Origin of the sequence: uncultured Sphingomonas sp., from assembly GCF_964250165.1 — a bacterium.
Lineage (GTDB): Bacteria > Pseudomonadota > Alphaproteobacteria > Sphingomonadales > Sphingomonadaceae > Sphingomonas.
Genome location: NZ_CAXUEK010000028.1, coordinates 1 through 20,846 on the forward strand (window position 1 = coordinate 1; position 20,846 = coordinate 20,846).

Here is a 20,846-nt window from a genome sequence, read left to right on the forward strand (position 1 = left end):
CGTTGGACAGGATCGGGATGGTGTTGCGCCGCTCCACCACCGACTGGACGTGGCTCAGCCCCTTGAGCAGCGTCGCGCGTTCGATCGTCGCCTTCATCACCAATCCCCCGCCCCACTTACGCGAATCCAGCGCGGGGGACCCGCTCGATCCTAGCCAAACGCAAAGGGCCGGGGCAAGCGCCCCGACCCTCCGCAGCGTGGATAACCGGTCAGGCCTTAAAAGCGGATACCCGCGCTTACCGCGATCTGGTGCCGGTCGGTGTCGACGTCGAACTTGTTCGACTGGCCGCCGAGCGCATAATCCACCTGGCCGCGGCCATAGTTGGAATAGCGATACTCCACCTTGGCGTAGGTGTTGCGCGAGATCGCGTGCTCCACGCCCGCGCCGACGCGATAGCCGTCCAGGTTGAACGCGGTGTCGGTCGCCACGTTGGTGCTGCCCGCCAGCACGCGCAGGTGCGAGTTGGTGTAACCGCCCTTGGCGTAGATCATCGTCGTCGGGCTCGCGAGGAAGCCGATACGGCCGCCGACATACAGGTCCCGGCCCTGGCGGACGCGGCCGAAGCCGAACGTGCTGGTATAGGCGTTCTGGCCCGAGCGCGCGGTCGAGCCGGTCACCTCACCTTCCGCGCCGAGCAGGATGCCGCCCGCCGCGACGTCATAGCCGACGCCCCCGCCATAGAGCAGGCCGTCGATCTTCTGATCGTCCTGGCCGTTGTTGTTCGACACGGACGAGCCCGCGCCGACATGGTCGTAGCCCAGCGTCGCCTCGACACGCGGGCCGGTGAAATTGGGATTGGTCTCCTGCGCGAAGGCAGGGACGGCGGCGAATACGGACGCGGCCGACAGGGCCAGAACAAGCTTACGCATCATCAACTCCATGCAACTGCTCTCCCCAAGACACGGGAGAGGCGGCGGCAGCGCGCGAGGCGGGGGCAGGTTGCATGAACCCGACCTAAACGGCGAAAACCGTTGCAATCGCGCCACACGGGGTTGAAACGGCGCCGATGGCCACCAGCCCGCGCACGCAGAGGAAGGGCCGCGACTTCATCGCGCGCCACGGCGAGACCGTGTTCAACGCCGCCCGGCGTCTGCAGGGCGATGCGCCCCACACCCCGCTGACCCGCGCCGGGTTCGCGCAGGCGGACGAGATGGGCATGGCGCTCCGGGCGCTGCTCGGGGCGAAGCCGGCGCTGACCCTATGGGCGTCGAGCACCGGCCGCGCGCTGCAGACGCTGGCGGTGATCGCCGAGCATCTTGCGCTCGACTGGCACGCCGCGCGCACCGACGACCGGCTGGTCGAGATCGGCATGGGCGCCTGGGGCGGGCGCTATTACGCCGACGTGATCGGCGAGGTCGGGCCGGTGATCACGCCCGAGGGGCTGCTGCGCCCCGCGCCCGACGGCGAACGCTACGGCGCGATCGCGCGACGGGTCGGCGGCTGGCTGGCCGACACGGACGACGATTCCGGCGACCGGCTGGTCATCATGCACGGCATCTCCAGCCGCGTGCTGCGCGGGATGATGACCGGGCAGCATACTCATCCCGAGTTCGCCGCGCCGATCGCGCCCGGGCTGCCGCAGGGTTCGGTGGTGCTGATCGAGGGCGGCCACGAGAGCGTCGCGCATCTCGGCCAGGGGCACGCCCCGGCGTGAAGGGCGTCGCGGCGCTGCTGCTGGTCGCCGCGCCGGCGGGAGCGCGCGACACGATCGGCGTCTATCGGACCTGGGGCGCGTTCCGCGACGCGCAGCCGGCCCGCTGCTTCGCCATCGCGCAGCCGGTCGGGACGGCGGCGCGCGCCGGGTTCGCCACCGTCGCGAGCTGGCCGGGGCGTGGCCTGCGCAGCTCGTTTCATGTCCACCTCAGCCACGCCGCCGATCGCGCCGCCGCGGTGACACTCAGCGTCGGCGAGCGCCGTTTCGCGCTGGCGGCGGGCGATCGGGATGCCTGGGCGACCGACGCCGCGAGCGATCGCGCGATCGTCTCGGCGATGCGATCGGGGCGCAGCATGAGCGTGGAGGGGCTGAGCGTCGACGGCCGACCGTTCGCGGACGTCTACCTGCTGGGCGGCGCCGCGACCGCCATCGACGCCGCGGCACTGGCCTGCGCAGGCGCGCGATGAGCCGGGTCGGCCGGCGCGGCGTCGTCGCGGGGCTGCTGGCGCTCGCCGCGCCGGCGCGCGCGGCACGGCGGCGGCGGGAGGACTGGCGCGGGCTGGCCGGCGAGGTGCGGGCCGAAATGGCCTGGGCCTGGGGCGAGTATCGCCGGCTCGCCTGGGGCAAGGACGAGATCAGGCCGGTCAGCGGCGGCGCGTCCACCTTCCCGCTCAAGGGACGCCATCTCGGCCTGTCGCTGATCGAGGCGCTGGATACGCTCTGGGCGATGGGGCTGGACGACGCGTTCCGCGATGGCGTCGCCTGGGTGCGCGCCAATGCCGATTGGGACGTGGACGGCGAGGTCTCGGTATTCGAGACCTCGATCCGGGTGGTCGGCGGGCTGCTCTCCGCCCACCACGCCTGCGGCGATCCGATGCTGCTGGCCAAGGCGCGCGACCTCGCCGACCGGCTGCTCCCCGCCTTCGCGACGCCCACGGGCATGCCCTGTCGCTACGTCAACCTGCACACCGGCGCGGTGCGCGACACGGCGACCAATCCGGCGGAGGTGGGCGGCTACCTTCCCGAATGGGGGACGCTGTCCCGGCTGACCGGCGACCCGCGCTATGCCGACGCGGCGCGCCGGGCGGTGCGCGCGTGTTTCGAGCGGCGCTCCAGGCTGGACCTGCTCGCGGTGAGGATCGACGCGCTGACCGGCGCGTGGCTGGATCGGCGCGCGACGATCGGCTCCTATGCCGACAGCTTCTACGAATATCTGTGGGACGGCTGGCAGCTGTTCGGCGATATCGAATGGAAGGTGATGCACGACATCTGCGTCAACGCCATCATGCGGCGCCAGGCGGACCGGCGCGGCGGCCGGCTGTGGTTCGCGGACGTGGATTTCGAGACCGGCGCCGTCCTCAACACGCGCGAGGACGAACTCGCCGCCTTCTTCGGCGGGCTGCTCGCACAGGGCGGCCGCCACGCCGACGGCGCCGCCTATGCACAGAGCTGGGCGGCGGTGCAGGCGCGCTTGGGCGTGCTGCCGGAGGAGTGGGACTATGCCGCGGGCGTGCCGACCCAGCTGACCAACGCGCTGCGGCCGGAGCTGGCGGACGCCGCGTTCAACCTGTGGCTGCTCGACCGCGACGAACGCTGGCGGCACCTCGCCGCCGACCATTTCCGCGCGATGCGGCGGTGGAACCGGGCCGCGCACGGCTACACCGACCTGGCGGACGTGACGACCAAGCGCCAGGCGGACCACTGCCCGGGCTATTGGTGGTCGGAGCAGATGAAATATTACTGGCTGATCTTCAGCGATACGCCACGGTTCGATTACCGGCGCAATTACCTGAGCACGGAGGGCAATGTGCTCTTAGGCTTCCGGCACTGATCTTGTCTCCCGTCATCCCCGCGCGGGCGGGGATCCATTCTCGCTGCATTCCGTAATGACCGCACCTGCCGCTGAATGGATTCCCGCCTCCGCGGGAATGACGGCGCTTCGCGCTTGCCGATGTCGCCAAGCATCACCGCGCCGCCGTTACCCGCCAGATCGTGTTGCCGACATCGTCCGCGACCAGCAGCGCGCCGGTGCGGTCGATCGCCACCCCGACCGGGCGGCCGCGCGTGACGCCCGCTGCCGTGTCGCGGAAGCCGAACACCACGTCCTCGGCCTTGCCCGCCGGGCGGCCGCCGGCGAAGGGGACGAACGCCACCTTGTAGCCGGACGGGCTGTAGCGATCCCAGCTGCCGTGCTCGCCGATGAAGGCGCCGCCGCGATAATGCGCGGGCAGGCTCGCGCCGGTGTAGAAGGTGAGGCCGAGCGGCGCGACGTGACTGCCGAGCGCGTAATCGGGCGGGATCGCGCGCGCGACGAGATCCGGCCGCTGCGGCTGCACGCGCGGATCGAGGTGCTGGCCGTAATAGCTGTAGGGCCAGCCGTAGAAGCCGTTCGGGCGCACCGACGTCAGGTAATCGGGCACGAGATGCGGGCCCAGCTCGTCGCGCTCGTTGACCACGACCCAGAGCGTGTTCGTGCCGGGATAGAAAGTGGGGCTGTTCGGATTGCGCAGGCCGCCCGCGAACACGCGCGCGCGGCCGGTGGCGCGATCGATCTCCCACACCGCGGCGCGGCCCTTCTCCGCCTCGAACCCGTTCTCGACGATGTTGCTGTTGGAGCCGACCGTCGCATAGAGCGTCCGCCCGTCGGGGCTGACGGTCAGGCTCTTGGTCCAGTGATGGTCGATCGGGCCGCCGGGCAGTTCCGCCAGCACGGTGCCTGGCGCGGTGATCTTCGTCTGCCCGGGCGTGAAGGCATAGCGCACCACCGCGTCGGTGTTGGCGACATAGAGCGCGCCATCGACATAGACCACGCCGAACGGCGAGTTGAGCCCGCCGACCAGCGTCGTCACCAGCTCCGGCCGGCCGTCGCCGTCGGCGTCGCGGATCAGGGTGATGCGGCTGATCGGCTTGGGCCCGTCCGGCACGGCGGTGGCGCGTTGCGTGACCCAGCCGGTGATCGGGTCCTTGGGCCGCTTGAGCGGCTCGCCGGGCGGCGGCTTGGCCTCGACGGCCAGGATATCGCCATTGGGCAGCACATAGAGCTGCCGTGGGTGGCGCAGCCCCGTCGTCAGCGCGGCGATGCGCAGACCCGCGGCGACCTTGGGCATTTCGCCCTGCTTCCACCCGACCGCCTTGGCGACGCTGATCGGGGGCAACAGATATTGTTTGGGCTGCGGCAGCGACGGGTTGGGGCCGATCTGGCTCTGCTCGTCGAACGCCGGATCGCTGCACCCGGCCAGCAGCAGGACGGGGCCGAGCGCGAGCGCGACGGCGGTGGCAGCGGCGGCGCGGCTCATGCCGTCGCTCCCGCGCGCACCACCGGCCCCGCGATCCAGCTGCGCACCGCGAGCAGCAGCACGACGATCGCGGACAGGATCAGCCCGTCGGGCACCACCGCCGTCCAGCCGTCGCGGCTATGGACCATGGCATTGAGGAAGGAGACGACCCACACCGTCACGCCCAGCACCCGACCGACGGCGCCGCTGCGCCAGCGCGCCCGGTCGCCGAGCCGGTCCACGATCGCCGCCGCGCCGACGAGGCCGCCGGCCACCAGCCCGGCGGTGATGAGCCAGATCGAGAAATACTGCCACTGCAGGTTGGCGGTGCCGGCATAGGCCAGATCGGTCGCCAGCGCCGCGGTGAAGAAGGCGACGGGAAACCCCGCCAGGCGCGGCAGCACCGGGCGGCCGAAGATCGCCGCAGCGGCGCGCGGACGGGGATCGAGCGGATCGGGCATGGGCCTCCAGCGACGGTGCGGCAGCGATACGAACGGCGGCGCATCCGCGTTCCGGCGCATCGGCTGGAAAGCGCACCGGTTTTCGCCTATGTGATGACGATGCTGACCGCCGCGGCCGCCACCATGCCCATCGCGGGGCATATCGATCCCGTGCCCGTGATGCGCGCGCCCGTCGCGCGGCCGGACGGGCGCACCGACCTGATCGGCCTGTCGCGCGAGCAGCTGCGGGTGGCGCTCGCCGACGCCGGGCTGGAGCCGCGCCAGGCCAAGCTCCGCGCCAAGCAGATCTGGCACTGGATCTACAATCGCGGCGCCACCGACTTCGCGGTGATGACCGACATCGCCAAGGCGCAGGCGCCCTGGCTTGCGCAACGCTTCGCGATCGGGCGGCCGGAGGTGGTGGAAGCGCAGGTCTCGACCGACGGCACGCGCAAATGGCTGCTCCGCGCGCCGGACCGCCAGGATTACGAGATGGTGTTCATCCCCGACGCGGATCGGGGGACGCTGTGCGTGTCGTCGCAGGTCGGCTGCACGCTCAACTGCCGCTTCTGCCACACCGGCACGATGCGGCTGGTGCGCAACCTGACCGCCGGCGAGATCGTCGGCCAGGTGATGCTGGCGCGCGACGCGCTGGGCGAATGGCCCTCCCAGCCCGAAGGCCGGATGCTCACCAACATCGTGATGATGGGGATGGGCGAGCCGCTCTACAATTTCGAGAATGTCCGCGACGCGCTCGCGATCGTGATGGACGGCGACGGGCTGGCGCTGTCGAAGCGGCGGATCACGCTGTCGACCAGCGGCGTCGTGCCGATGATGGCGCGCGCCGGCGAGGAGATCGGCGTCAACCTCGCGGTCTCGCTGCACGCCGTCACCAAGGAGGTGCGCGACGAGATCGTGCCGCTCAACCGCAAATACGGCATCGAGGAACTGTTGCAGGCGTGCGCCGACTATCCCGGCGCCAACAACGCGCGGCGGATCACGTTCGAATATGTCATGCTCCGCGACAGGAACGACAGCGACGCCGATGCGCGCGAGCTGGTGCGGCTGCTCCGCGCCTATCGGCTGCCGGCGAAGGTGAACCTGATCCCGTTCAATCCCTGGCCCGGCGCTCCGTACGAATGCTCGACGCCCGAGCGCATCCGCGCCTTCTCGAACATCATCTTCGAAGCCGGGATCAGCGCGCCGACGCGCACCCCGCGCGGCCGGGACATCGACGCGGCATGCGGCCAGCTGAAGACCGCGGCGGAGAAGAAGAGCCGCGCGGCGCTGGACCGCGAGGCGGAGGCGAAGCTCGCCGCGCTGGGGTGATCCCCGGCCGGGAGCGCGCCGCCTCGCACCGGCATCGCCCCGACCGCGAGCATCTCAGTCCACCCGTCGGATCGCAAAGGCGCGGTCGGGCCCGAGCGCGGTCGCGCCGAAGGTGAGCCCGCGCGCGTCCGCGACGGCGCGCTGGGGTGGCAGCGGCGCTCCTCGTGCGGTGTCCCATCCCGTCACCTCGTAGCATCCCGGCGGCATCGGCAGCATGACCCGCTGCGCCGGCGTGACGATGCCCGGATCGACCCGCCCATCCGTTGTCCGCCCGCCTCGACGGACCAGCCAGGCCACCGCCTGCCGCGCATCGCCGCAGCCGAAGGCGTGAAAGCCGGGCGCGCGCACCGCGATCGGGACGCGCGCGAAGCGCTGCCAATCGATCAGCGGCAGGAACCCCGCCATGGCCTGCTGCGCGCGCCGCATCCCCGCCGTCAGCACGTGCGGGCGGCGGTTGGGCCAGCGCATGCCGCCGCCGACGCCCCCGCTCGCCAGGTGCGCCCAGCTCAGATGACGGAAATATTCGTCGTCGAAGGGCTCGGGCAGCGTCTGCCGCTTGTCCTTGAAGCGGTGAATGGGACCATGCTCGGTGTCGAGGAACGGGCGTCCATCGGTGATCTCGCCCAGGCTCTGGCGAACGATGCGCGCCATCGCCAGCGCGGGGGTGACCGTGTCCGCGGGGTCGTCGATGCTGCCCGAACGGTAGATGTGGATCGTCGCGAAATCGAGGTCGGGGTGGCGAAAGATCGGGTCGGCGAGCGGCAGGTCGGGACGCCACTGCAGCTCCGGTCCGAACAGCGACACCGTCTGCGGATGGGTGCGCCCGTAGAGTCGACACTCCAGCTCGCGGACATGCTGCGACAGATCGGCGATGAACTCACCGAAGCAGTCGGCGCTGTCGCCTGCCCAGGCGTGATGGATCTCGTTCCACAGGTCCCACGCGAACAGCGCCCCCGAACCGCCCCAGCGCGTCACCATGAAGGTGAGCCGCGCCTTGATCGCCCCGCGCGCCGCCGGATCGGGGAGCAGCGCCGACGGATGCCCGGCAGGACCGCCGTTCGCCGCGTTCCAGGGGTGATGCCGCCAGCGCAGCCAGGTCCAGAAGGTGTCGACGGGCGTGAGCAGGATTCGCAGGCCGATCCGCTCGCACATCGCGAACAGGTCGTCCCACAGCTGCACCATCGCGGGCACGGGCACGCCGACGGGACGCTCGAACAGGCGGTGCCGCTCCTGCGCATATTCGACCATCAGCCGCAGGCAGGTGACGCCGTGATCGGCAAGCCATGCCAGATGTCGCTCGACCGCCGCCAGATCGCGGCGGCGGAACAGCGGGGCGAGCTCGGGCCAGGTGATCGCGTCATTCTGTCCGATCGGCGTCCAGTCCGCGCCGACGTCATCGACGAAATACGGCGCGCCCGATGCGACGGAGATCCAGGGGAGCGGCGAGCTGTTCATCGGTGCGCTCTGCCCAAACCCGATCGTTCGCACAATTTGGTTATCGCTCACACGATCGTGGACGTGCGGCACCGCCGGCGCCGCGGTGGACAACGCACCCTCGCCCGACGATGAGCACCGCGTGACGATCGCGCCCTATCTCCTCCCGCTTGCCGCCGGGTTCGTCGGCGGCGCGATGAACGCGCTGGCGGGGGGCGGCACGTTCGCGACGCTGCCGTCGCTGCTGGCGATCGGCCTTCCCGCCAACGTCGCCAACGCGACCTCCAACGTCGCGCTGCTGCCCGGGGCCGCGACCAGCGCCTGGGCGTTCCGGGACGAGCTGGGGCCGGTCGGCGGCATCTCCTGTCGGGTGCTCGCGGCGGTGACGTTCGCGGCGGGGCTGGTCGGCAGCGTGCTGCTGGTGCTCACCCCTTCGCGCGCGTTCGACCTTATCATCCCCTGGCTGGTGCTCTACGCCTTCGTGGTGCTCGCCTTCGGGAAGCGCGCGTCGGCGTGGCTGCGCGCGCGGGCGACGATCGGGACGCGGACGCTGCTGGTCGCGCAATTCCTGCTCGGCATCTATGGCGGCTATTTCGGCGGCGGCGTCGGGCTGATGACCACCGCCACCTACGGCCTGCTCGCCGGCCACACGCCGCGCGAGCTGTTCGCGCCGCGCACCCTGATGCTGGCCGTGGCGAACGCGGCGGCGGCGATCGTCTTCGTGGCGGCGGGCGTGGTGCGCTGGGCCGCGGCCCTGCCGATGCTGGTCGGTGCGGTCGCGGGCGGCTGGGCGGGCGCCAGGGTCGGCCGCGCGCTGCCCGCGGGCGCGATCAGGGGCTGGACGCTGCTGGTGACGGGCGCGACGACGGCCGTGTTCTTCTGGCGCGCTTACGGGCACGGGTGAGCGAATCGGCGGGGTTGCCGCCGCTCACCCCGCGGGCGGAACCGGCGGCCGGTTGGGCCGGATCCAGGTCTGCACCCCGCGGGCCATCAGCCGGCCGTCGACCCCGCACAGCGCGACGCCCGAGGTGCGCCGGCGCTCCGACGCCGCCTCCAGCGGCCAGGCAATGACGATGCAGGCCTCCCCCGCGCGCGGCCGCTCCAGCACCTCGGCCTGCATGCTGCCGGTGAGGCCCCCGGGGCGACCCTCGCGCGCGAACCAGGCGTAGGACCCCGCGCAGTCGATCGCCGCCCAGACATGCTCCTCGGGCGCGAACCCGTCGGCATCGACCAGCGCCGGCGCGACCTGCCACACGCCCGCGACATGCCCCGGCGCGCGCCCGTCGAGCTGGCCGGTGAAGACGCGCAGCCCCTCGCCGGGCGCGATCTCCACGCCGCAGCAGAAGCAGATCGGATGGTGGCAGACCGCGCGCTCGCCCGCCGCGCGCGCTTCGGCCAGCGTCGGCGCGGGCGGCGGCGCGGGCAGGTCGGCCGGATCGGCGATCGCCGCCTCGGCGACCAGCGTCTCGCCCAGCACCAGCGCCGCCGGCTCGCGCGCGACGTCATACGCCATCAGGGTATCGAGCGGCACCGGCGCGCGCATCCGCACCGTGCGATGCCCGCCCGCTTGGCGTGCGAGCAGCCCCGCGACATAGCCGCCGTTCCCCGAGCGCGGCGGCCCGCGGAACCGCGCTTCGACCGTGATGTCCATATGCCCCCTAAGTCTCGCGACCGTTCGGTCATCCCGCCGCCCCGGCCCGGCGCCGGAGCGGCCGGATCGTCAATAGCCCTGCAGCCGTGCGTAGCGGTCGCGGTGGAAGGCCTGGTTGCCGAACGCATTCTCCGCCGCCCGCGCACGCTTAAGGTAGAAGCCGGCGTCGTGCGCGTCGGTCATGCCGATGCCGCCGTGCATCTGCACCATCTCGCGGCTGACCTCGTGGAACGTGTCGCCCACCTTGGCCTTGGCCGCCGAGACCAGCTCGGGCACGTCGGGCCGGTCGGCGTCGATCGCGGCCAGCGCCGCCTCCATCGCCGAGCGGCTCAGCTCCAGGTTCATCAGCATCGCCGCGGCGCGGTGCTGGAGCGCCTGGAACGCGCCGATCACGTGGCCGAACTGCACACGCGTCTTGAGGTAGTCGACCGTGATGTCGAACGCCTGCCACGCCGCGCCGAGCATCTCCGCGCACAGGCAGGCGCGGGCGCGGTCCAGCACCTTGTCGAGCAGGTCCCAGCCGCCCGCCAGCTGCGCATCGGCGCCGACGGTGACGCCGTCGAAGCGGATGTTCGCGGCGCCGCGGCTGTCGGCGAGCGCGAGCCGCTCGCGGCTGATCCCGTGCGCGTCGGCGGGAACGACGAACAGGTCGATACCCTGGCGCGCGCCGGGCTCGCCCGCGGTGCGCGCGGCGACCACCACCATGTCGGCGGCCATGCCCTCCAGCACCATTGCCTTGCGGCCGGTCAGCGTCCACCCGTCGCCCGTCCGCTCGGCCTTGAGTGCGGTCCGTTCGGGGGCGTGGCGCGGGCCCTCGTCGATCGCGAGCGTGCCCACCGCCGAGCCGTCGGCGAGCCTGGGCAGCCATTCCGCCTTCTGCGCGTCCGAGCCGCCGAGCACGAGCGCACTCGCCGCCGCCGCGCTCACCAGCAGCGGCGAGGCGGTCAGCGTGCGCCCGGTCTCCTCCAGCACCAGCCCGAGCGACAGATAGCCGAAGTTGGAGCCGCCATAGGCCTCGGGGATGATGACCCCCGCCCAGCCCATCTCCGCCATCTCCCGCCAGGCGGAGACGTCGAAGCCCTGCCCCGCGCCGCTGTCGCGCAGCTTGCGGAAGGCCGTGACCGGGCTCTTCTCCTGCACCCAGCCCTTGGCCATGTCCTGGAGCATCGCCTGCTCCTCGGTCAGCACCGCCATGTCTGCATTCCCCTTCCTCGTGTCCGCTCAGGCCGCCTGCGTGATGTCGGGCAGGCCCAGGATGCGCTTGGCGATGATGTTGCTCTGCACCTCGTTGGAGCCGCCATAGATCGAATAGGCCTTGCCCGAGAGCCAGCCGCGCACCGCCTGCAGCTCCTCGTCGGAGAAGTTCTCGCCTTCCCAGCCCAGCCCCTGATTGCCCATCACCTCCAGCGTCAGCTCCGCCTTGTCCTGGAGCATCTTCATGTTGGCGTTCTTCATGATCGAGGTGGCGGCCGATGGACCGGCATTGGTCTTGGCCTCCTCGGCGATGCGGCGCACCGTCTGCTGCACCACGCGCTGCTCGATGTCGTTCCGGATGATGCGGGTGCGCAGATCGGCATCGGCGAGCCGGCCGTCGGCATCCTCGCCGACATATCTCTTCGCCATCACGCCCAGCGGCGTCTCGGCCACCTTGCCGGACGAGTTGCCCGAGCGGCCGCCCATGCCCGAGCGCTCGTGCTGGAGCAGGCGCTTGGCAATCGACCAGCCGCCGCCGAGCGGCCCGATCAGGTTCTCCTTGGGCACCTTCACGTCGGTGAAGAAGGTCTCGCAGAACGGCGAATGACCGGCGATCAGCCTGATCGGCCGCACCTCCACGCCGGGCTGGCGCATCGAGAAGACGACGAAGGAGATGCCCTCATGCTTCTTGGTCGTGTCGGTGCGGACCAGGCAGAAGATCATGTCGGCATATTGCCCGCCGGACGTCCAGATCTTCTGGCCGTTGACCAGGAAGTGATCGCCCTTGTCCTCCGCGCGGGTGGACAGCGACGCCAGGTCGGAGCCCGCGCCCGGCTCGGAAAAGCCCTGGCACCAGCGCACCTTCCCCTGCACGATGTCGGGAATGTAGCGCGCGATCTGCTCCTCCGTGCCATATTCCAGCAGCGTCGGGCCGAACATCGAGGTGCCCATGCCGGCGACCGGGTTATAGGCGCCGATCCGCGCCATCTCGGCCGCGAGCACACGGCCCTGCGCGTTGGCGAGGCCGCCGCCGCCCCACCGGGTTGGCCAGGTCGGCGCGCCCCAGCCCTTGGCGGCCATGCGCTGCTTCCACAGCTGCTGGTCGTCGGTGAGCTCGCCGCCGCCGCCCATCGCCGCCTGCGCGGCGGCGGCGTCGTTGGCCAGGCCCGTGGGGAAGTTCTCCTCTAGCCAGTGGCGCGCCTCGGCGCGGAAGCTCTCGAGATCGGTATCGACGTCGGCCATCTGCTCTCTCCTAGATCTGCCGCGCGCGGCCTTCCCAATAGGGCGCACGCACCTTGTTGCGCTGGATCTTGCCGGCTTCGGAGCGCGGCAGGTCGGTGGCGAAATCAAGGCTGCGCGGCACCTTGTAGGCCGGCAGCGCCGTGCGCGCGAAGGCGAGGATTTCCTCCTTCAGCTCCTCGCTCGGCCGGTAATCCGGCTTGAGCTGGATCACCGCCTTCACCTGCTCGCCCCATTCGGGGTGCGGCACGCCGACGGTGGACGAATCGGCGACGGCCTCGTGCTTGATGAGCTCGTTGTCGATCTCCTGCGGATAGATGTTCACGCCCCCCGAGATGATCGTCTCCGCGTCGCGGCCGGTGAGGAACAGGAAGTCGTCCTCGTCGAAATAGCCGACGTCCCCCATCGTGAAGAAGTCGTCGATGCGGCTCTTCTGCGTCTTGGCCTCGTCCTTGAAATAGGTGAAGCCGCTGCCGGGCGGGAGCTGGTGATAGATGGTGCCGGGCTGCCCGTTGGGCTGATCCCGCCCGTCCTCGCCGATGATGCGGACCTTGAGCAGCTCCGGGCGCTTGCCGACGCTGCCGGGCTTCTTCAGCCATTCGTGGCTGTCGATGGTGAAGCCTGCGCCGCCTTCGGAACCGGCATAATATTCGCTCAGCACGGGCCCGAACCACTCGATCATCGCCAGCTTGACTTCGGGCGGGCACGGCGCGGCGCCGTGGACGATGTAGCGGACGTGATCGACCGGGTATTTCGCCTTCACCTCGTCGGGCAGCGCGAGCAGCCGCTGGAACATGATGGGCACGAGGTGGAGGTGCGTCACCTTGTGCTCGGAGATGGCGCGGAGCACGCCTTCGGAGTCCCATTTGTCGACGAAGATCAGCGGCACGCCCGCACCCATCGATGCGCGCACGTCGAAGACGAGCGGCGCGGCATGGTAGGCGGGCCCGGCGCACAGCTGGACGGAGCTGTCGCGATCGTAGCCGCGCAGGGCGTACATCGCCTGCGGCACGACGACCGGGTTGGCGCGGTAGACCCCCTTGGGCCGCCCGGTGGTGCCGGACGTGTACATCATCGAGTTGCCGAGCACCGGGTCGCCGATATCGCTCGGGTCCTCGCCCGCGAGCGCCTCCGCATAGCGATCGAAGCCCTCGATCTCGCCGCCGACCGCGAGCTTGACGATCAGGTTCGGCGCCATCGCGGCAGCGACGGCGATGGTAGGGATGCGCGCCTCGCCGATCAGCGCCTTGGCCTCGCAATCGTTGACGATGTAGCCGATCTCGTCGGCGGTCAGGTGCCAGTTGACGGGCGTCATGCGCAAGCCGGCGCGCAGCGTCGCCGCCTGCACCTCGATGAACTCGACCCGGTTGGAGCAGGCGATCGCCACCGCGTCGCCCGTCTCCAGCCCGCGCGCGCGGAGCAGGCGCGTGAGCTGGTTGGCGCGGGCGTTGACCTCGGCGAAGCTGTGCTCGGTCCCGTCGGGATCGACCACCGCCGTCCTGTCGGGCTGCACGTCCGCCCACACGGCGTAGGTCATGCCGACCGCCGCCGCCGCCTCCAGCCGCGCGTCCAGGCTCTCGGCCTCCGTCATCGCCGCCGCCGTGCTCACAGCGTCACCACGCGTTCCCAGTCGGCCGGGAAGAATACCTCGTCGGCATGCGCCGCCACGTCCTGCGCCGTATAGGGCTCCGACGGCCGGAAGCCTGGGACCTGGAGCATCTTCATTTCGCTGACGCCGCGTTGGGAGACGCCCAGCACCTTGCCGGTCTGCCCCTCGGCGAGGTCGCTCGCCATGTAGAGCACGGCAGGGGCGATGTTCTCGGGCAGCGCGAGCACGCTCGGCTCGCGGTCGCGCATCCCGGGCAGGTCGGAGGTCATGCGCGTGAACGCGCCGGGCGCGAGGCCCATCACGCGGATGCCGTAGCGCGCGCCCTCCAGCGCCAGCACCCGCATGAAGCCGTAGATGCCCGCCTTCGCCGCGCCGTAGTTCGACTGGCCGAAATTGCCGTAGAGGCCGGACGTCGACGAGGTCATGATGATGACGCCCTTGCGGCCGTTGTCCTTCAGATACTTCCACACCGGCGCGGTGCAGTTGTAAGTGCCCTTCAGGTGGACCTTGACCACCAGGTCCCAATCCTGCTCGCCGGTGTTGGCGAAGGTCTTGTCGCGCAGGATGCCGGCATTGTTGACCAGGATGTCGACCTGGCCGAACGCGTCGATCGCGGTCTGAAAGATCGCCTGGCCACCCTCGACGATCGACACGTCGTCGCCATTGGCGACCGCGCGGCCACCGTCGGCGGTGATCGCGTCCACCACCTTCTGCGCCGCCGCGCTGGTGCCCGCGCCCGAACCGTCGCGCGCGCCGCCCAGATCGTTCACCACCACCGCCGCACCTTCCCGCGCGAACAGCTTGGCATAGGCTTCGCCCAGGCCGCCGCCCGCGCCGGTGATGATCGCGACCTTGCCGTCCAGCAAACCCATACAACTCTCCTTTGCGCCCGCGCTCAGCGGAGCATGGTCAACCCGTTCTTGATGACGGTGGCGTTGCGTGCCGCCACCCGGCCCACGAAGCTGATCGCCTTGTCGTCGCGCCACAGGTCGACGCTGACCGTGTCGCCGGGGAAGACGGGGGCGGAGAAGCGTGCCTGGTGGCTGGCGATCCGGTCCGGGTTCCAGCCCGTGATCGCCTGCAGCACCGCGCGGCAGGTGATCCCGTAGGTGCACAGCCCGTGCAGGATCGGCCGCGGGAAGCCGGAGCGCCGCGCACTGTCCGGGTCCGAGTGCAGCGGGTTGCGGTCACCGTTGAGGCGATACAGCAGCGCCTGGTCGGGCCGCGTGGCGATGTCGACGGTGAGGTCCGGCGGGCGGCCCGGCACGACATGCGGCTCGGGCGCGCCGTCCGCCGGGCCGCCGAAGCCGCCGTCGCCGCGACAGAAGCTCGAGCCGGTCAGCGTCGCGACGGCCACGCCCGCCGCGTCGCGCCAGATCGTCTCGTTGACCAGCACCGCGCCCTTGTCCGCGCCCTTGTCGAACGCGCCGATCGTGCGCGATTCGATGGTGAACTCGCCTTCGGGCGGCAGCGGCCGGTGCAGCTCGACCTTCTGCTCGCCATGGACCAGCATCAGGAAATTGGGCTGGCTCGGCCGATGGCCGTCCGGGGTCGGCAAGGGTTCGCCGCGCCCGCGGCCGGTCAGCACCGTGACGGCGGTCGGCACCACCTTCAGCGCCTTTTCGGTCACGAAGGTGAGCTCCGCCTCGTCGAGCGGGTCCGCGCCCAGCCCGATCCCGAGCGCATAGAGCATGACGTCCTTGTCGCCGTAGCTGAAGGCGCAGGGCTGCGTGCCCTGCGCCAGCACGTCGGGATAATGGATCGCCACCCGCACACCTCTCCACGCGACTCCGACGGCCGTCCCGGCATCGCCGCGTCGCTTGCATTTGAATAGCGGGTATGCTGCCCGTGGCAAGAGAGTCGTTGGGCGTTCCGTAGCGGCAGCGGCACATTTCGGAAAGGAGGGCACGCAGATGACAATGACTCCCGAGGCGGTGATCGAGCCCGACCTGCCGATCGTCGACCCACACCACCATCTGTGGGACCGCCGCGGCGGCGGCCCGCGCGCGCACGCCTTCGACGAGGTGCTGCACCGCTTTCCGCGCTACCTGCTCGACGAGCTGCTCGCCGACACGGGCGACGGCCACCGCATCGAAGCGACGGTATTCGTCGAGTGCCGCGCGATGTACCGTGCCGACGCGCCCGAGCCGCTGCAGCCGGTCGGCGAGGTCGAGTTCGTCAACGGCGTCGCGGCGATGAGCGCCAGCGGGATCTACGGCCCGACCCGCGCCTGCGCGGCGATCGTCGGCAAGGCGGACCTGCTGCTCGGCGACGCGGTGGCGCCGGCGCTGGAGGCCGAGCTTGCGGCGAGCCCGCGCCTGCGCGGCATCCGCCACAGCGCGTCGTGGGACGCCGACCAGGCCGTGCTCGGCCCGCTCGCGCGCACGCCCGAGGAATTGTACCGGGCGGACGCCTTCCGCGCCGGCTTCGCCTATCTGGCGGACTACGGCCTGACCTTCGACGCCTGGCTGCTGGAGCCGCAGCTGCCCGACCTGATCGACCTGGCGCACGCTTTTCCCGAGCAGCCGATCGTCCTCGATCATGTCGGCACGCCGCTAGGAATCGCCAGCCATGCCGGGCGGCGGCCGGAGAATTTCGCCCGCTGGCGGGCCAGCATCCGCGCGCTCGCCGCCTGCCCGGCGGTGACGGTGAAGCTCGGCGGGTTGGCGATGGCCTTCTGCAACTTCGATCCCGCCCCCGCGGACGGGCCGGCGTCGGCCTGGTTCGCCGAGCAGTGGCGGCCTTACATCGAGACCTGCATCGAGGCGTTCGGGCCGACGCGCTGCATGTTCGAGAGCAACTTCCCGGTCGACAAGCCTAGCTGCGATTACCGGACGCTGTGGAACGCCTTCAAGCGCATCGCGGCCGGCTGCTCGCCAGACGAGAAGCAGGCGCTGTTCGCGGGCACGGCGCGCCGTTTCTACCGCATCAACGAAGGAGAGGATGGATGACCGACGCGAAAATCGACCGGGACGGCCCGCTCAAGGGCAAGACGGCGCTGGTGACGGGGGCCAGCCGCGGCATCGGCGAGGCGATCTGCGTGCGCCTGGCGATGGCCGGCGCGCGGGTGGTCGCCTCGGCGCGCACCGCGGAAGACGGGGAGAGCAAGCTGCCCGGCACGCTGCACGCGACGGTCGACCGGCTGCGCACGGCGGGTGCAGACGCGGCGTTCGTCAAGGCCGATCTGGCGCTGGCGGCGGATCGCGAGCGGCTGGTGAGCGAGGCCGAGGCCGCGTCGGGACCGATCGACGTGCTCGTGAACAACGCCGCGATCACCTATTTCATGCCGGTCGCCGTCTTCTCCGAAAAGCGCTTCAAGCTGATGATGGAGGTGCAGGTCTATGCGCCCTTTCACCTGGCGCAGCTGGTGCTGCCGGGAATGAAGGAGCGCGGCGGCGGCGCGATTGTCAACATCTCGTCGCCCGCCGGCATCCATCCCAAGCCGCCCTATGGCGGCGCGCAGGGCGGCACCGTCTACGGGATGTGCAAGGCGGCGCTGGAGCGGTTCACCACCGGCCTCGCTGCGGAGGTGCAGGAGGACGGCATCGCGGTGAACGTCGTCTCGCCGGGGCTGGTCGACACGCCGGGCGTGGCGGTCCACGGCCTCATCAACGAGCGCACCAGGGATCGCGTGCAGCCGATCGAATATATCGCGGAGGCCGTGTACCGGCTGGCGATCGCGGACCCGCAGGCGATGACGGGACAGGTCGCCTACGCCGCGCCGTTCCTGGCGGAGCTGGGGATCACTCCCTCGGCGCTGCTCTGAACAAAGCGGATCGGCCGCGCGGGGGACACACGCGGCCGATCCGGAAGGATCAGAACCGGGTATTCAAGGCCAGCTTGAACATGCGGCCGTACGGGTTGCCGACGAACGGCTCGTAATCATAATCCTCGCGCGCGAACGGTGGCTGCGCATCGAGGATGTTGAACACCGTGCCGGTCACCGTCACGTGATGCCCGACATCGACCGACAGGTTGAAGTCGGCGGTGACGAACTCGTTGATGTCGGCACCCTGCGTCAGCGTCACGCCGCCGAGATTGGCGTTGGGCGCGAACGGCCCTGACCGGGTGTCGTAGCGCTGATCGTGCAGGCCGTCCGAATAATTTACGGTGACGCGCGCATCGATCGGCCCGTCGCCGAGATCGACATGCGCCTGCCCCTTCCACTTGGGCAGCGGATACAGGATCGTCTGGTAGTTCAGCTTGCCGACGCCGTCGAACGCCGCCGACACCTGCGTTCCCGCGACGTTGACCACGCCGATCTTGTCCTCGATCGAATAGGTCGCGACCACGCCCGCGCCGAAGCGCAGATTGGTCCCGAACAGGTCGCGATGGTTGTAATCGACCTGGAAATCCAAGCCGTCATTCTGCTGGTCGGGCCCGTTCTGCAGCTGCAGCAGCACGCGCGACACCTGCGAGACCACCGTCGTCGCGACGCACGGCCCGTTGGTGTTGAAGGTGAATCGCGCGGCCAGCCCCGGATTGGCGGCGCAGGTGTTGGGCAGGCCGGTCGGGAACAGCGTCGCCACCATCGACGCGAGCGGATCGGTGACGATCGCGTCGGTCAGCTTGTACTTGAAATAATCCACGGTCGCCTGGAAGCCGCCGAACTTCAGGATGATGCCGCCCGAATAGTTGGTCGACTTCTCCGGCTTGAGGGCGGCGTTGCCCAACGTATCGGTCGGCGTGAAGGTCGAACCGATCAGCTGCAGGGTCGTGATCTTGGTCGGGCTGGTGTTCTGCGGCGTCGGGCCGCGGAAGGTCGTGCCGATGCCGCCGCGCAGCGCCAGCCACGGCGTGACCTGCCAGCGCAGGCGGGCCTGCGGGTTGAAGGTCGAGCCGATGCCGCCGCGATAGTCCTCGAAGCGGGCGGACGCCTGCAGGTTGACCGTGTCGAAGATCGGCACCTGCAATTCGCCGAACGCCGCATAGACGTCCTGGTTTACCGAGACGGGCGCGCTCGTGCCGAGGAACGCATTGGCCCCGTTGGGCGCGGAAGGCGTCGTGCTGCCGGCCAGCGGCGAGCAGGCGGCGGGATTGAGCTGGCCGGTGATCGGCGTGTCGCGGCAGGGATTCTGCGCGATGTTGCCGTTGCCGCTATACTTCGTCTCGAACCAGGTCTTGCGATACTGGCCGCCCAGCGCGAAGGCGACGTCGCCGCCCGGCAGCGTCACGCCCGTCTTGCCGCTGATCTGCGCGTCGGCGACGAACAGTTCGGTGTCGTAGACGGTCGAGCCGCGCTGGAAGATCCAGGAGGCGAGGCTGGCGGTGTTGGCGGGGCCGTTCGCCTGCGGGTTGGTGTTGCCGGTGGCGGCATTGACGGCAACGGCGTTGCCGAACGGGTTCAGGAATTCGCAGCCGTTCGCGCCCGGCGTGGTGCCGGTGCAATTATAGCCGCCCAGGCCCAGCAATGCCCGCTGCACGCGATCGCCGAAGCTGTCATAGCCGTCGAAATATTTGTTGTAGTCGTCATAGGTGACGCCGAGATCGTAGTTGATCGAGCTCGTAATATCGCCGCTGACGTCGACGGTGGCGCGGAACCGCTCGTTCTTGCCCTCGGCCCGCGACGAGCCGCTTTCCTTGGAGTCGTCCAGGAACAGGGGGTTGCCGCCGGTGAGATACGGCCTGAACAGCAGCGTCGGGAACAGCACGCCGACGCTGGCGGCCGGGAACTGCGCGGGGTTGCTGGCGCGATAGGCGATGAAGCCAGGGTTGTTCGCCGGCACGAAGAAGCCCGCCGAGGAGATCGCGCCGCTGGCCCGCGACGGCGCCTGCGTCAGCAGATAGCTGGGCGAGGTGAGGCCGTGCGGATCCGTCGTGCGGCCGTACAGCGCGGTGATCTCGAGCTTGGAATTGCCCGGCAGATCCGCCTCGAAATCGAGATAAGCCTGGCCGCGCTTCTCGAGCTCGACCAACGCGTCATAGGGCGAGTATTTGGTGTAGCACTGGCCGCCGGGATAGCCGGGCTTCGGATTTCCCACGAAGCCGCCCAGCGAGGTGCAGCTGGAATCCGCCTGCAGGCTGCCGATGAGGCCAGTCGGCCCCGCCACGTTGATCGGCGCGCCGGTGGCGCCGAGCGCGATGAACGTCGCGGGATTGCCGCCGCCCGTCCAGCCGCCTTCCGGGTTCTGCGGATAGGTCAGGTTGGTGAACTGCCGATCGCGCGCGAGCAGCTCGCCGCGCTTCTGGAAGCCGATCGCGGCGAGCACGCGGAAGCCGTTGCCGTGGTGACCGTAGCTGATCGAGGCGTCGATATCGCCGTCGGTGTTCTTCACCCATTTGTAGCTGCCGCCGACGTTGAAGCCTTCCTGGTCGGTGCGAGTGATGAAGTTGACCACGCCCGCGACCGCGTCGGAGCCATAGGTGGCGGCGCCGCCGTCCTTGAGCACCTCGATCCGCCCGATCGCGGCGAGCGGCAGCAGGTTGATGTCGGTCGCGCCGCCCGCGACGTTGGTGTTGGCGAGCCGCTTGGAGTTGAGCAGCACGAGCGTGCGCGACGGGCCGAGGCCGCGCAGGTTGACCGAAGCGACGCCGCCGCCACCCTGCGCGCGGCTGTCGAACTGGTTGGAGTCGCCGGTCACGCCCGAGGAGGTCGGCAGCGCCTTGAGCAGCTCGACCGGGGACGGGTTGCCCTGCTTGGCGATCTCGGCGGCGCCGATCACGTCGACCGGGATGGCCGCGTCCTCGGGCGTGCCGCGGATCAGCGAGCCGGTGACGACAATGTCCTGCGTCGCGGGGGCATCGGCCGACTGCGCCTCGACCGGCTGCGCACCGGCCGCCTGAATGCCGGCAGGACCGCCCTGTGGCGTTGCCGAACCCGCGACCTGCGCCGCTGCGGGCATCGCCATCGTCCACGCGAGCGCGGAGATCGCGCACGCCGCCAGGAACCGCTTGTCAGCCATAACCCCTCCTCGTGGCCGGCGCTCACCTGGCGTTCCGTACCTTGCCTTCGACTAAACGGGTTATCCGGGCCGTCGTCAAGCCGCGTTCCGCCACCGCCCCGCGCCCGACGTGAGTATT

At 70.3% G+C, this 20,846-nt stretch carries 19 protein-coding genes; 7 read left to right on the top strand and 12 right to left on the bottom strand.

Going from position 1 to position 20,846, the window contains the following annotated elements:
* Positions 1 to 97, bottom strand: a 97-nt coding sequence (locus ACFE64_RS07830; RefSeq protein WP_375391927.1) for a hypothetical protein, incomplete at its 3' end; no start/stop codon positions are given.
* A gap of 119 nt (positions 98 to 216) precedes the next feature.
* Positions 217 to 870 carry an outer membrane protein gene (locus ACFE64_RS07835; protein ID WP_375391900.1) on the bottom strand — a complete coding sequence of 218 codons (654 nt, stop codon included), beginning with the start codon at positions 868 to 870 and terminating at the stop codon, positions 217 to 219.
* 137 nt (positions 871 to 1,007) lie between these two features.
* On the opposite strand from ACFE64_RS07835, the gene ACFE64_RS07840 reads away from it, so the two are divergent.
* From ACFE64_RS07840 to ACFE64_RS07850, 3 genes are read left to right on the top strand one after another with little or no spacing between them, the layout of a single operon-like run.
* The gene (locus tag ACFE64_RS07840; RefSeq protein ID WP_375391901.1) at positions 1,008 to 1,655 is read left to right on the top strand and encodes a histidine phosphatase family protein; all 648 of its coding nucleotides are present in this window, start codon (positions 1,008 to 1,010) and stop codon (positions 1,653 to 1,655) included.
* Positions 1,652 to 2,122, top strand: a complete 471-nt coding sequence (locus ACFE64_RS07845; protein WP_375391902.1) for a hypothetical protein — start codon at positions 1,652 to 1,654, stop codon at positions 2,120 to 2,122. Before ACFE64_RS07840 ends, ACFE64_RS07845 begins: the two co-directional genes overlap by 4 nt.
* Entirely contained in the window at positions 2,119 to 3,486 is a 1,368-nt protein-coding gene (locus ACFE64_RS07850) for a glycoside hydrolase family 47 protein (protein WP_375391903.1), read from the top strand. Before ACFE64_RS07845 ends, ACFE64_RS07850 begins: the two co-directional genes overlap by 4 nt.
* Before the next feature lie 133 nt (positions 3,487 to 3,619).
* Here ACFE64_RS07850 and ACFE64_RS07855 read toward each other — a convergent pair whose 3' ends face one another.
* Positions 3,620 to 4,951 (bottom strand): PQQ-dependent sugar dehydrogenase, encoded by a 1,332-nt coding sequence (locus tag ACFE64_RS07855; protein ID WP_375391904.1) that lies wholly within the window; start codon positions 4,949 to 4,951, stop codon positions 3,620 to 3,622.
* Positions 4,948 to 5,391 (bottom strand): DUF2231 domain-containing protein, encoded by a 444-nt coding sequence (locus ACFE64_RS07860; protein ID WP_375391905.1) that lies wholly within the window; start codon positions 5,389 to 5,391, stop codon positions 4,948 to 4,950. The genes ACFE64_RS07855 and ACFE64_RS07860 overlap by 4 nt, the downstream gene beginning before the upstream one ends.
* Before the next feature lie 99 nt (positions 5,392 to 5,490).
* Here ACFE64_RS07860 and rlmN point away from each other — a divergent pair, with 99 nt between their 5' ends.
* Positions 5,491 to 6,699 (top strand): 23S rRNA (adenine(2503)-C(2))-methyltransferase RlmN, encoded by a 1,209-nt coding sequence (gene rlmN / locus ACFE64_RS07865; protein ID WP_375391906.1) that lies wholly within the window; start codon positions 5,491 to 5,493, stop codon positions 6,697 to 6,699.
* Positions 6,700 to 6,753: 54 nt separating this feature from the next.
* Here rlmN and ACFE64_RS07870 read toward each other — a convergent pair whose 3' ends face one another.
* Positions 6,754 to 8,154 carry a hypothetical protein gene (locus tag ACFE64_RS07870; RefSeq protein WP_375391907.1) on the bottom strand — a complete coding sequence of 467 codons (1,401 nt, stop codon included), beginning with the start codon at positions 8,152 to 8,154 and terminating at the stop codon, positions 6,754 to 6,756.
* Positions 8,155 to 8,239: 85 nt separating this feature from the next.
* Between ACFE64_RS07870 and ACFE64_RS07875 the strand changes: the two genes are divergently transcribed.
* A complete protein-coding gene (locus ACFE64_RS07875; RefSeq protein ID WP_375391908.1) occupies positions 8,240 to 9,037 on the top strand; it encodes a sulfite exporter TauE/SafE family protein in 798 nt (265 codons plus the stop codon).
* A gap of 24 nt (positions 9,038 to 9,061) precedes the next feature.
* Here the strand turns inward: ACFE64_RS07875 and ACFE64_RS07880 are convergent, their stop codons facing one another.
* The 6 genes from ACFE64_RS07880 to ACFE64_RS07905 form a co-directional block, all read right to left on the bottom strand.
* Positions 9,062 to 9,784: a hypothetical protein gene (locus ACFE64_RS07880; RefSeq protein ID WP_375391909.1), complete on the bottom strand. Its 723-nt coding sequence runs from the start codon at positions 9,782 to 9,784 to the stop codon at positions 9,062 to 9,064.
* Positions 9,785 to 9,853: 69 nt separating this feature from the next.
* A complete protein-coding gene (locus ACFE64_RS07885; RefSeq protein ID WP_375391910.1) occupies positions 9,854 to 10,978 on the bottom strand; it encodes an acyl-CoA dehydrogenase family protein in 1,125 nt (374 codons plus the stop codon).
* Between the two features lie 27 nt (positions 10,979 to 11,005).
* Positions 11,006 to 12,220 carry an acyl-CoA dehydrogenase family protein gene (locus ACFE64_RS07890; protein ID WP_375391911.1) on the bottom strand — a complete coding sequence of 405 codons (1,215 nt, stop codon included), beginning with the start codon at positions 12,218 to 12,220 and terminating at the stop codon, positions 11,006 to 11,008.
* 10 nt (positions 12,221 to 12,230) lie between these two features.
* A complete protein-coding gene (locus ACFE64_RS07895; protein ID WP_375391912.1) occupies positions 12,231 to 13,808 on the bottom strand; it encodes an AMP-binding protein in 1,578 nt (525 codons plus the stop codon).
* A 14-nt stretch (positions 13,809 to 13,822) separates the two neighbouring features.
* A complete protein-coding gene (locus ACFE64_RS07900; protein ID WP_375391913.1) occupies positions 13,823 to 14,698 on the bottom strand; it encodes an SDR family NAD(P)-dependent oxidoreductase in 876 nt (291 codons plus the stop codon).
* Positions 14,699 to 14,721: 23 nt separating this feature from the next.
* Positions 14,722 to 15,594, bottom strand: a complete 873-nt coding sequence (locus tag ACFE64_RS07905) for a MaoC/PaaZ C-terminal domain-containing protein (protein WP_375391914.1) — start codon at positions 15,592 to 15,594, stop codon at positions 14,722 to 14,724.
* A 145-nt stretch (positions 15,595 to 15,739) separates the two neighbouring features.
* On the opposite strand from ACFE64_RS07905, the gene ACFE64_RS07910 reads away from it, so the two are divergent.
* Together ACFE64_RS07910 and ACFE64_RS07915 are read left to right on the top strand one after the other, a co-directional pair.
* Complete coding sequence (locus ACFE64_RS07910) at positions 15,740 to 16,777, top strand: amidohydrolase family protein (RefSeq protein WP_375391915.1); 1,038 nt, start codon at positions 15,740 to 15,742, stop codon at positions 16,775 to 16,777.
* Complete coding sequence (locus tag ACFE64_RS07915) at positions 16,774 to 17,592, top strand: SDR family NAD(P)-dependent oxidoreductase (protein WP_375391916.1); 819 nt, start codon at positions 16,774 to 16,776, stop codon at positions 17,590 to 17,592. The genes ACFE64_RS07910 and ACFE64_RS07915 overlap by 4 nt, the downstream gene beginning before the upstream one ends.
* A gap of 49 nt (positions 17,593 to 17,641) precedes the next feature.
* On the opposite strand, the gene ACFE64_RS07920 is transcribed toward ACFE64_RS07915, so the two are convergent.
* A complete protein-coding gene (locus ACFE64_RS07920) occupies positions 17,642 to 20,728 on the bottom strand; it encodes a TonB-dependent receptor domain-containing protein (RefSeq protein WP_375391917.1) in 3,087 nt (1,028 codons plus the stop codon).
* Between the last annotated feature and the right edge of the window lie 118 nt (positions 20,729 to 20,846).

What these genes read in the sequence shown, in the direction of transcription:
- ACFE64_RS07835 (WP_375391900.1), bottom strand. Translation starts at nt 870, where the DNA reads ATGCGTAAGCTTGTTCTGGCCCTGTCGGCCGCGTCCGTATTCGCCGCC.
- ACFE64_RS07850 (WP_375391903.1), top strand. Translation starts at nt 2,119, where the DNA reads ATGAGCCGGGTCGGCCGGCGCGGCGTCGTCGCGGGGCTGCTGGCGCTC.
- ACFE64_RS07860 (WP_375391905.1), bottom strand. Translation starts at nt 5,391, where the DNA reads ATGCCCGATCCGCTCGATCCCCGTCCGCGCGCCGCTGCGGCGATCTTC.
- ACFE64_RS07870 (WP_375391907.1), bottom strand. Translation starts at nt 8,154, where the DNA reads ATGAACAGCTCGCCGCTCCCCTGGATCTCCGTCGCATCGGGCGCGCCG.
- ACFE64_RS07880 (WP_375391909.1), bottom strand. Translation starts at nt 9,784, where the DNA reads ATGGACATCACGGTCGAAGCGCGGTTCCGCGGGCCGCCGCGCTCGGGG.
- ACFE64_RS07910 (WP_375391915.1), top strand. Translation starts at nt 15,740, where the DNA reads ATGACAATGACTCCCGAGGCGGTGATCGAGCCCGACCTGCCGATCGTC.
- rlmN (WP_375391906.1), top strand. Translation starts at nt 5,491, where the DNA reads ATGCTGACCGCCGCGGCCGCCACCATGCCCATCGCGGGGCATATCGAT.
- ACFE64_RS07915 (WP_375391916.1), top strand. Translation starts at nt 16,774, where the DNA reads ATGACCGACGCGAAAATCGACCGGGACGGCCCGCTCAAGGGCAAGACG.
- ACFE64_RS07920 (WP_375391917.1), bottom strand. Translation starts at nt 20,728, where the DNA reads ATGGCTGACAAGCGGTTCCTGGCGGCGTGCGCGATCTCCGCGCTCGCG.
- ACFE64_RS07855 (WP_375391904.1), bottom strand. Translation starts at nt 4,951, where the DNA reads ATGAGCCGCGCCGCCGCTGCCACCGCCGTCGCGCTCGCGCTCGGCCCC.
- ACFE64_RS07900 (WP_375391913.1), bottom strand. Translation starts at nt 14,698, where the DNA reads ATGGGTTTGCTGGACGGCAAGGTCGCGATCATCACCGGCGCGGGCGGC.
- ACFE64_RS07840 (WP_375391901.1), top strand. Translation starts at nt 1,008, where the DNA reads ATGGCCACCAGCCCGCGCACGCAGAGGAAGGGCCGCGACTTCATCGCG.
- ACFE64_RS07885 (WP_375391910.1), bottom strand. Translation starts at nt 10,978, where the DNA reads ATGGCGGTGCTGACCGAGGAGCAGGCGATGCTCCAGGACATGGCCAAG.
- ACFE64_RS07890 (WP_375391911.1), bottom strand. Translation starts at nt 12,220, where the DNA reads ATGGCCGACGTCGATACCGATCTCGAGAGCTTCCGCGCCGAGGCGCGC.
- ACFE64_RS07895 (WP_375391912.1), bottom strand. Translation starts at nt 13,808, where the DNA reads ATGACGGAGGCCGAGAGCCTGGACGCGCGGCTGGAGGCGGCGGCGGCG.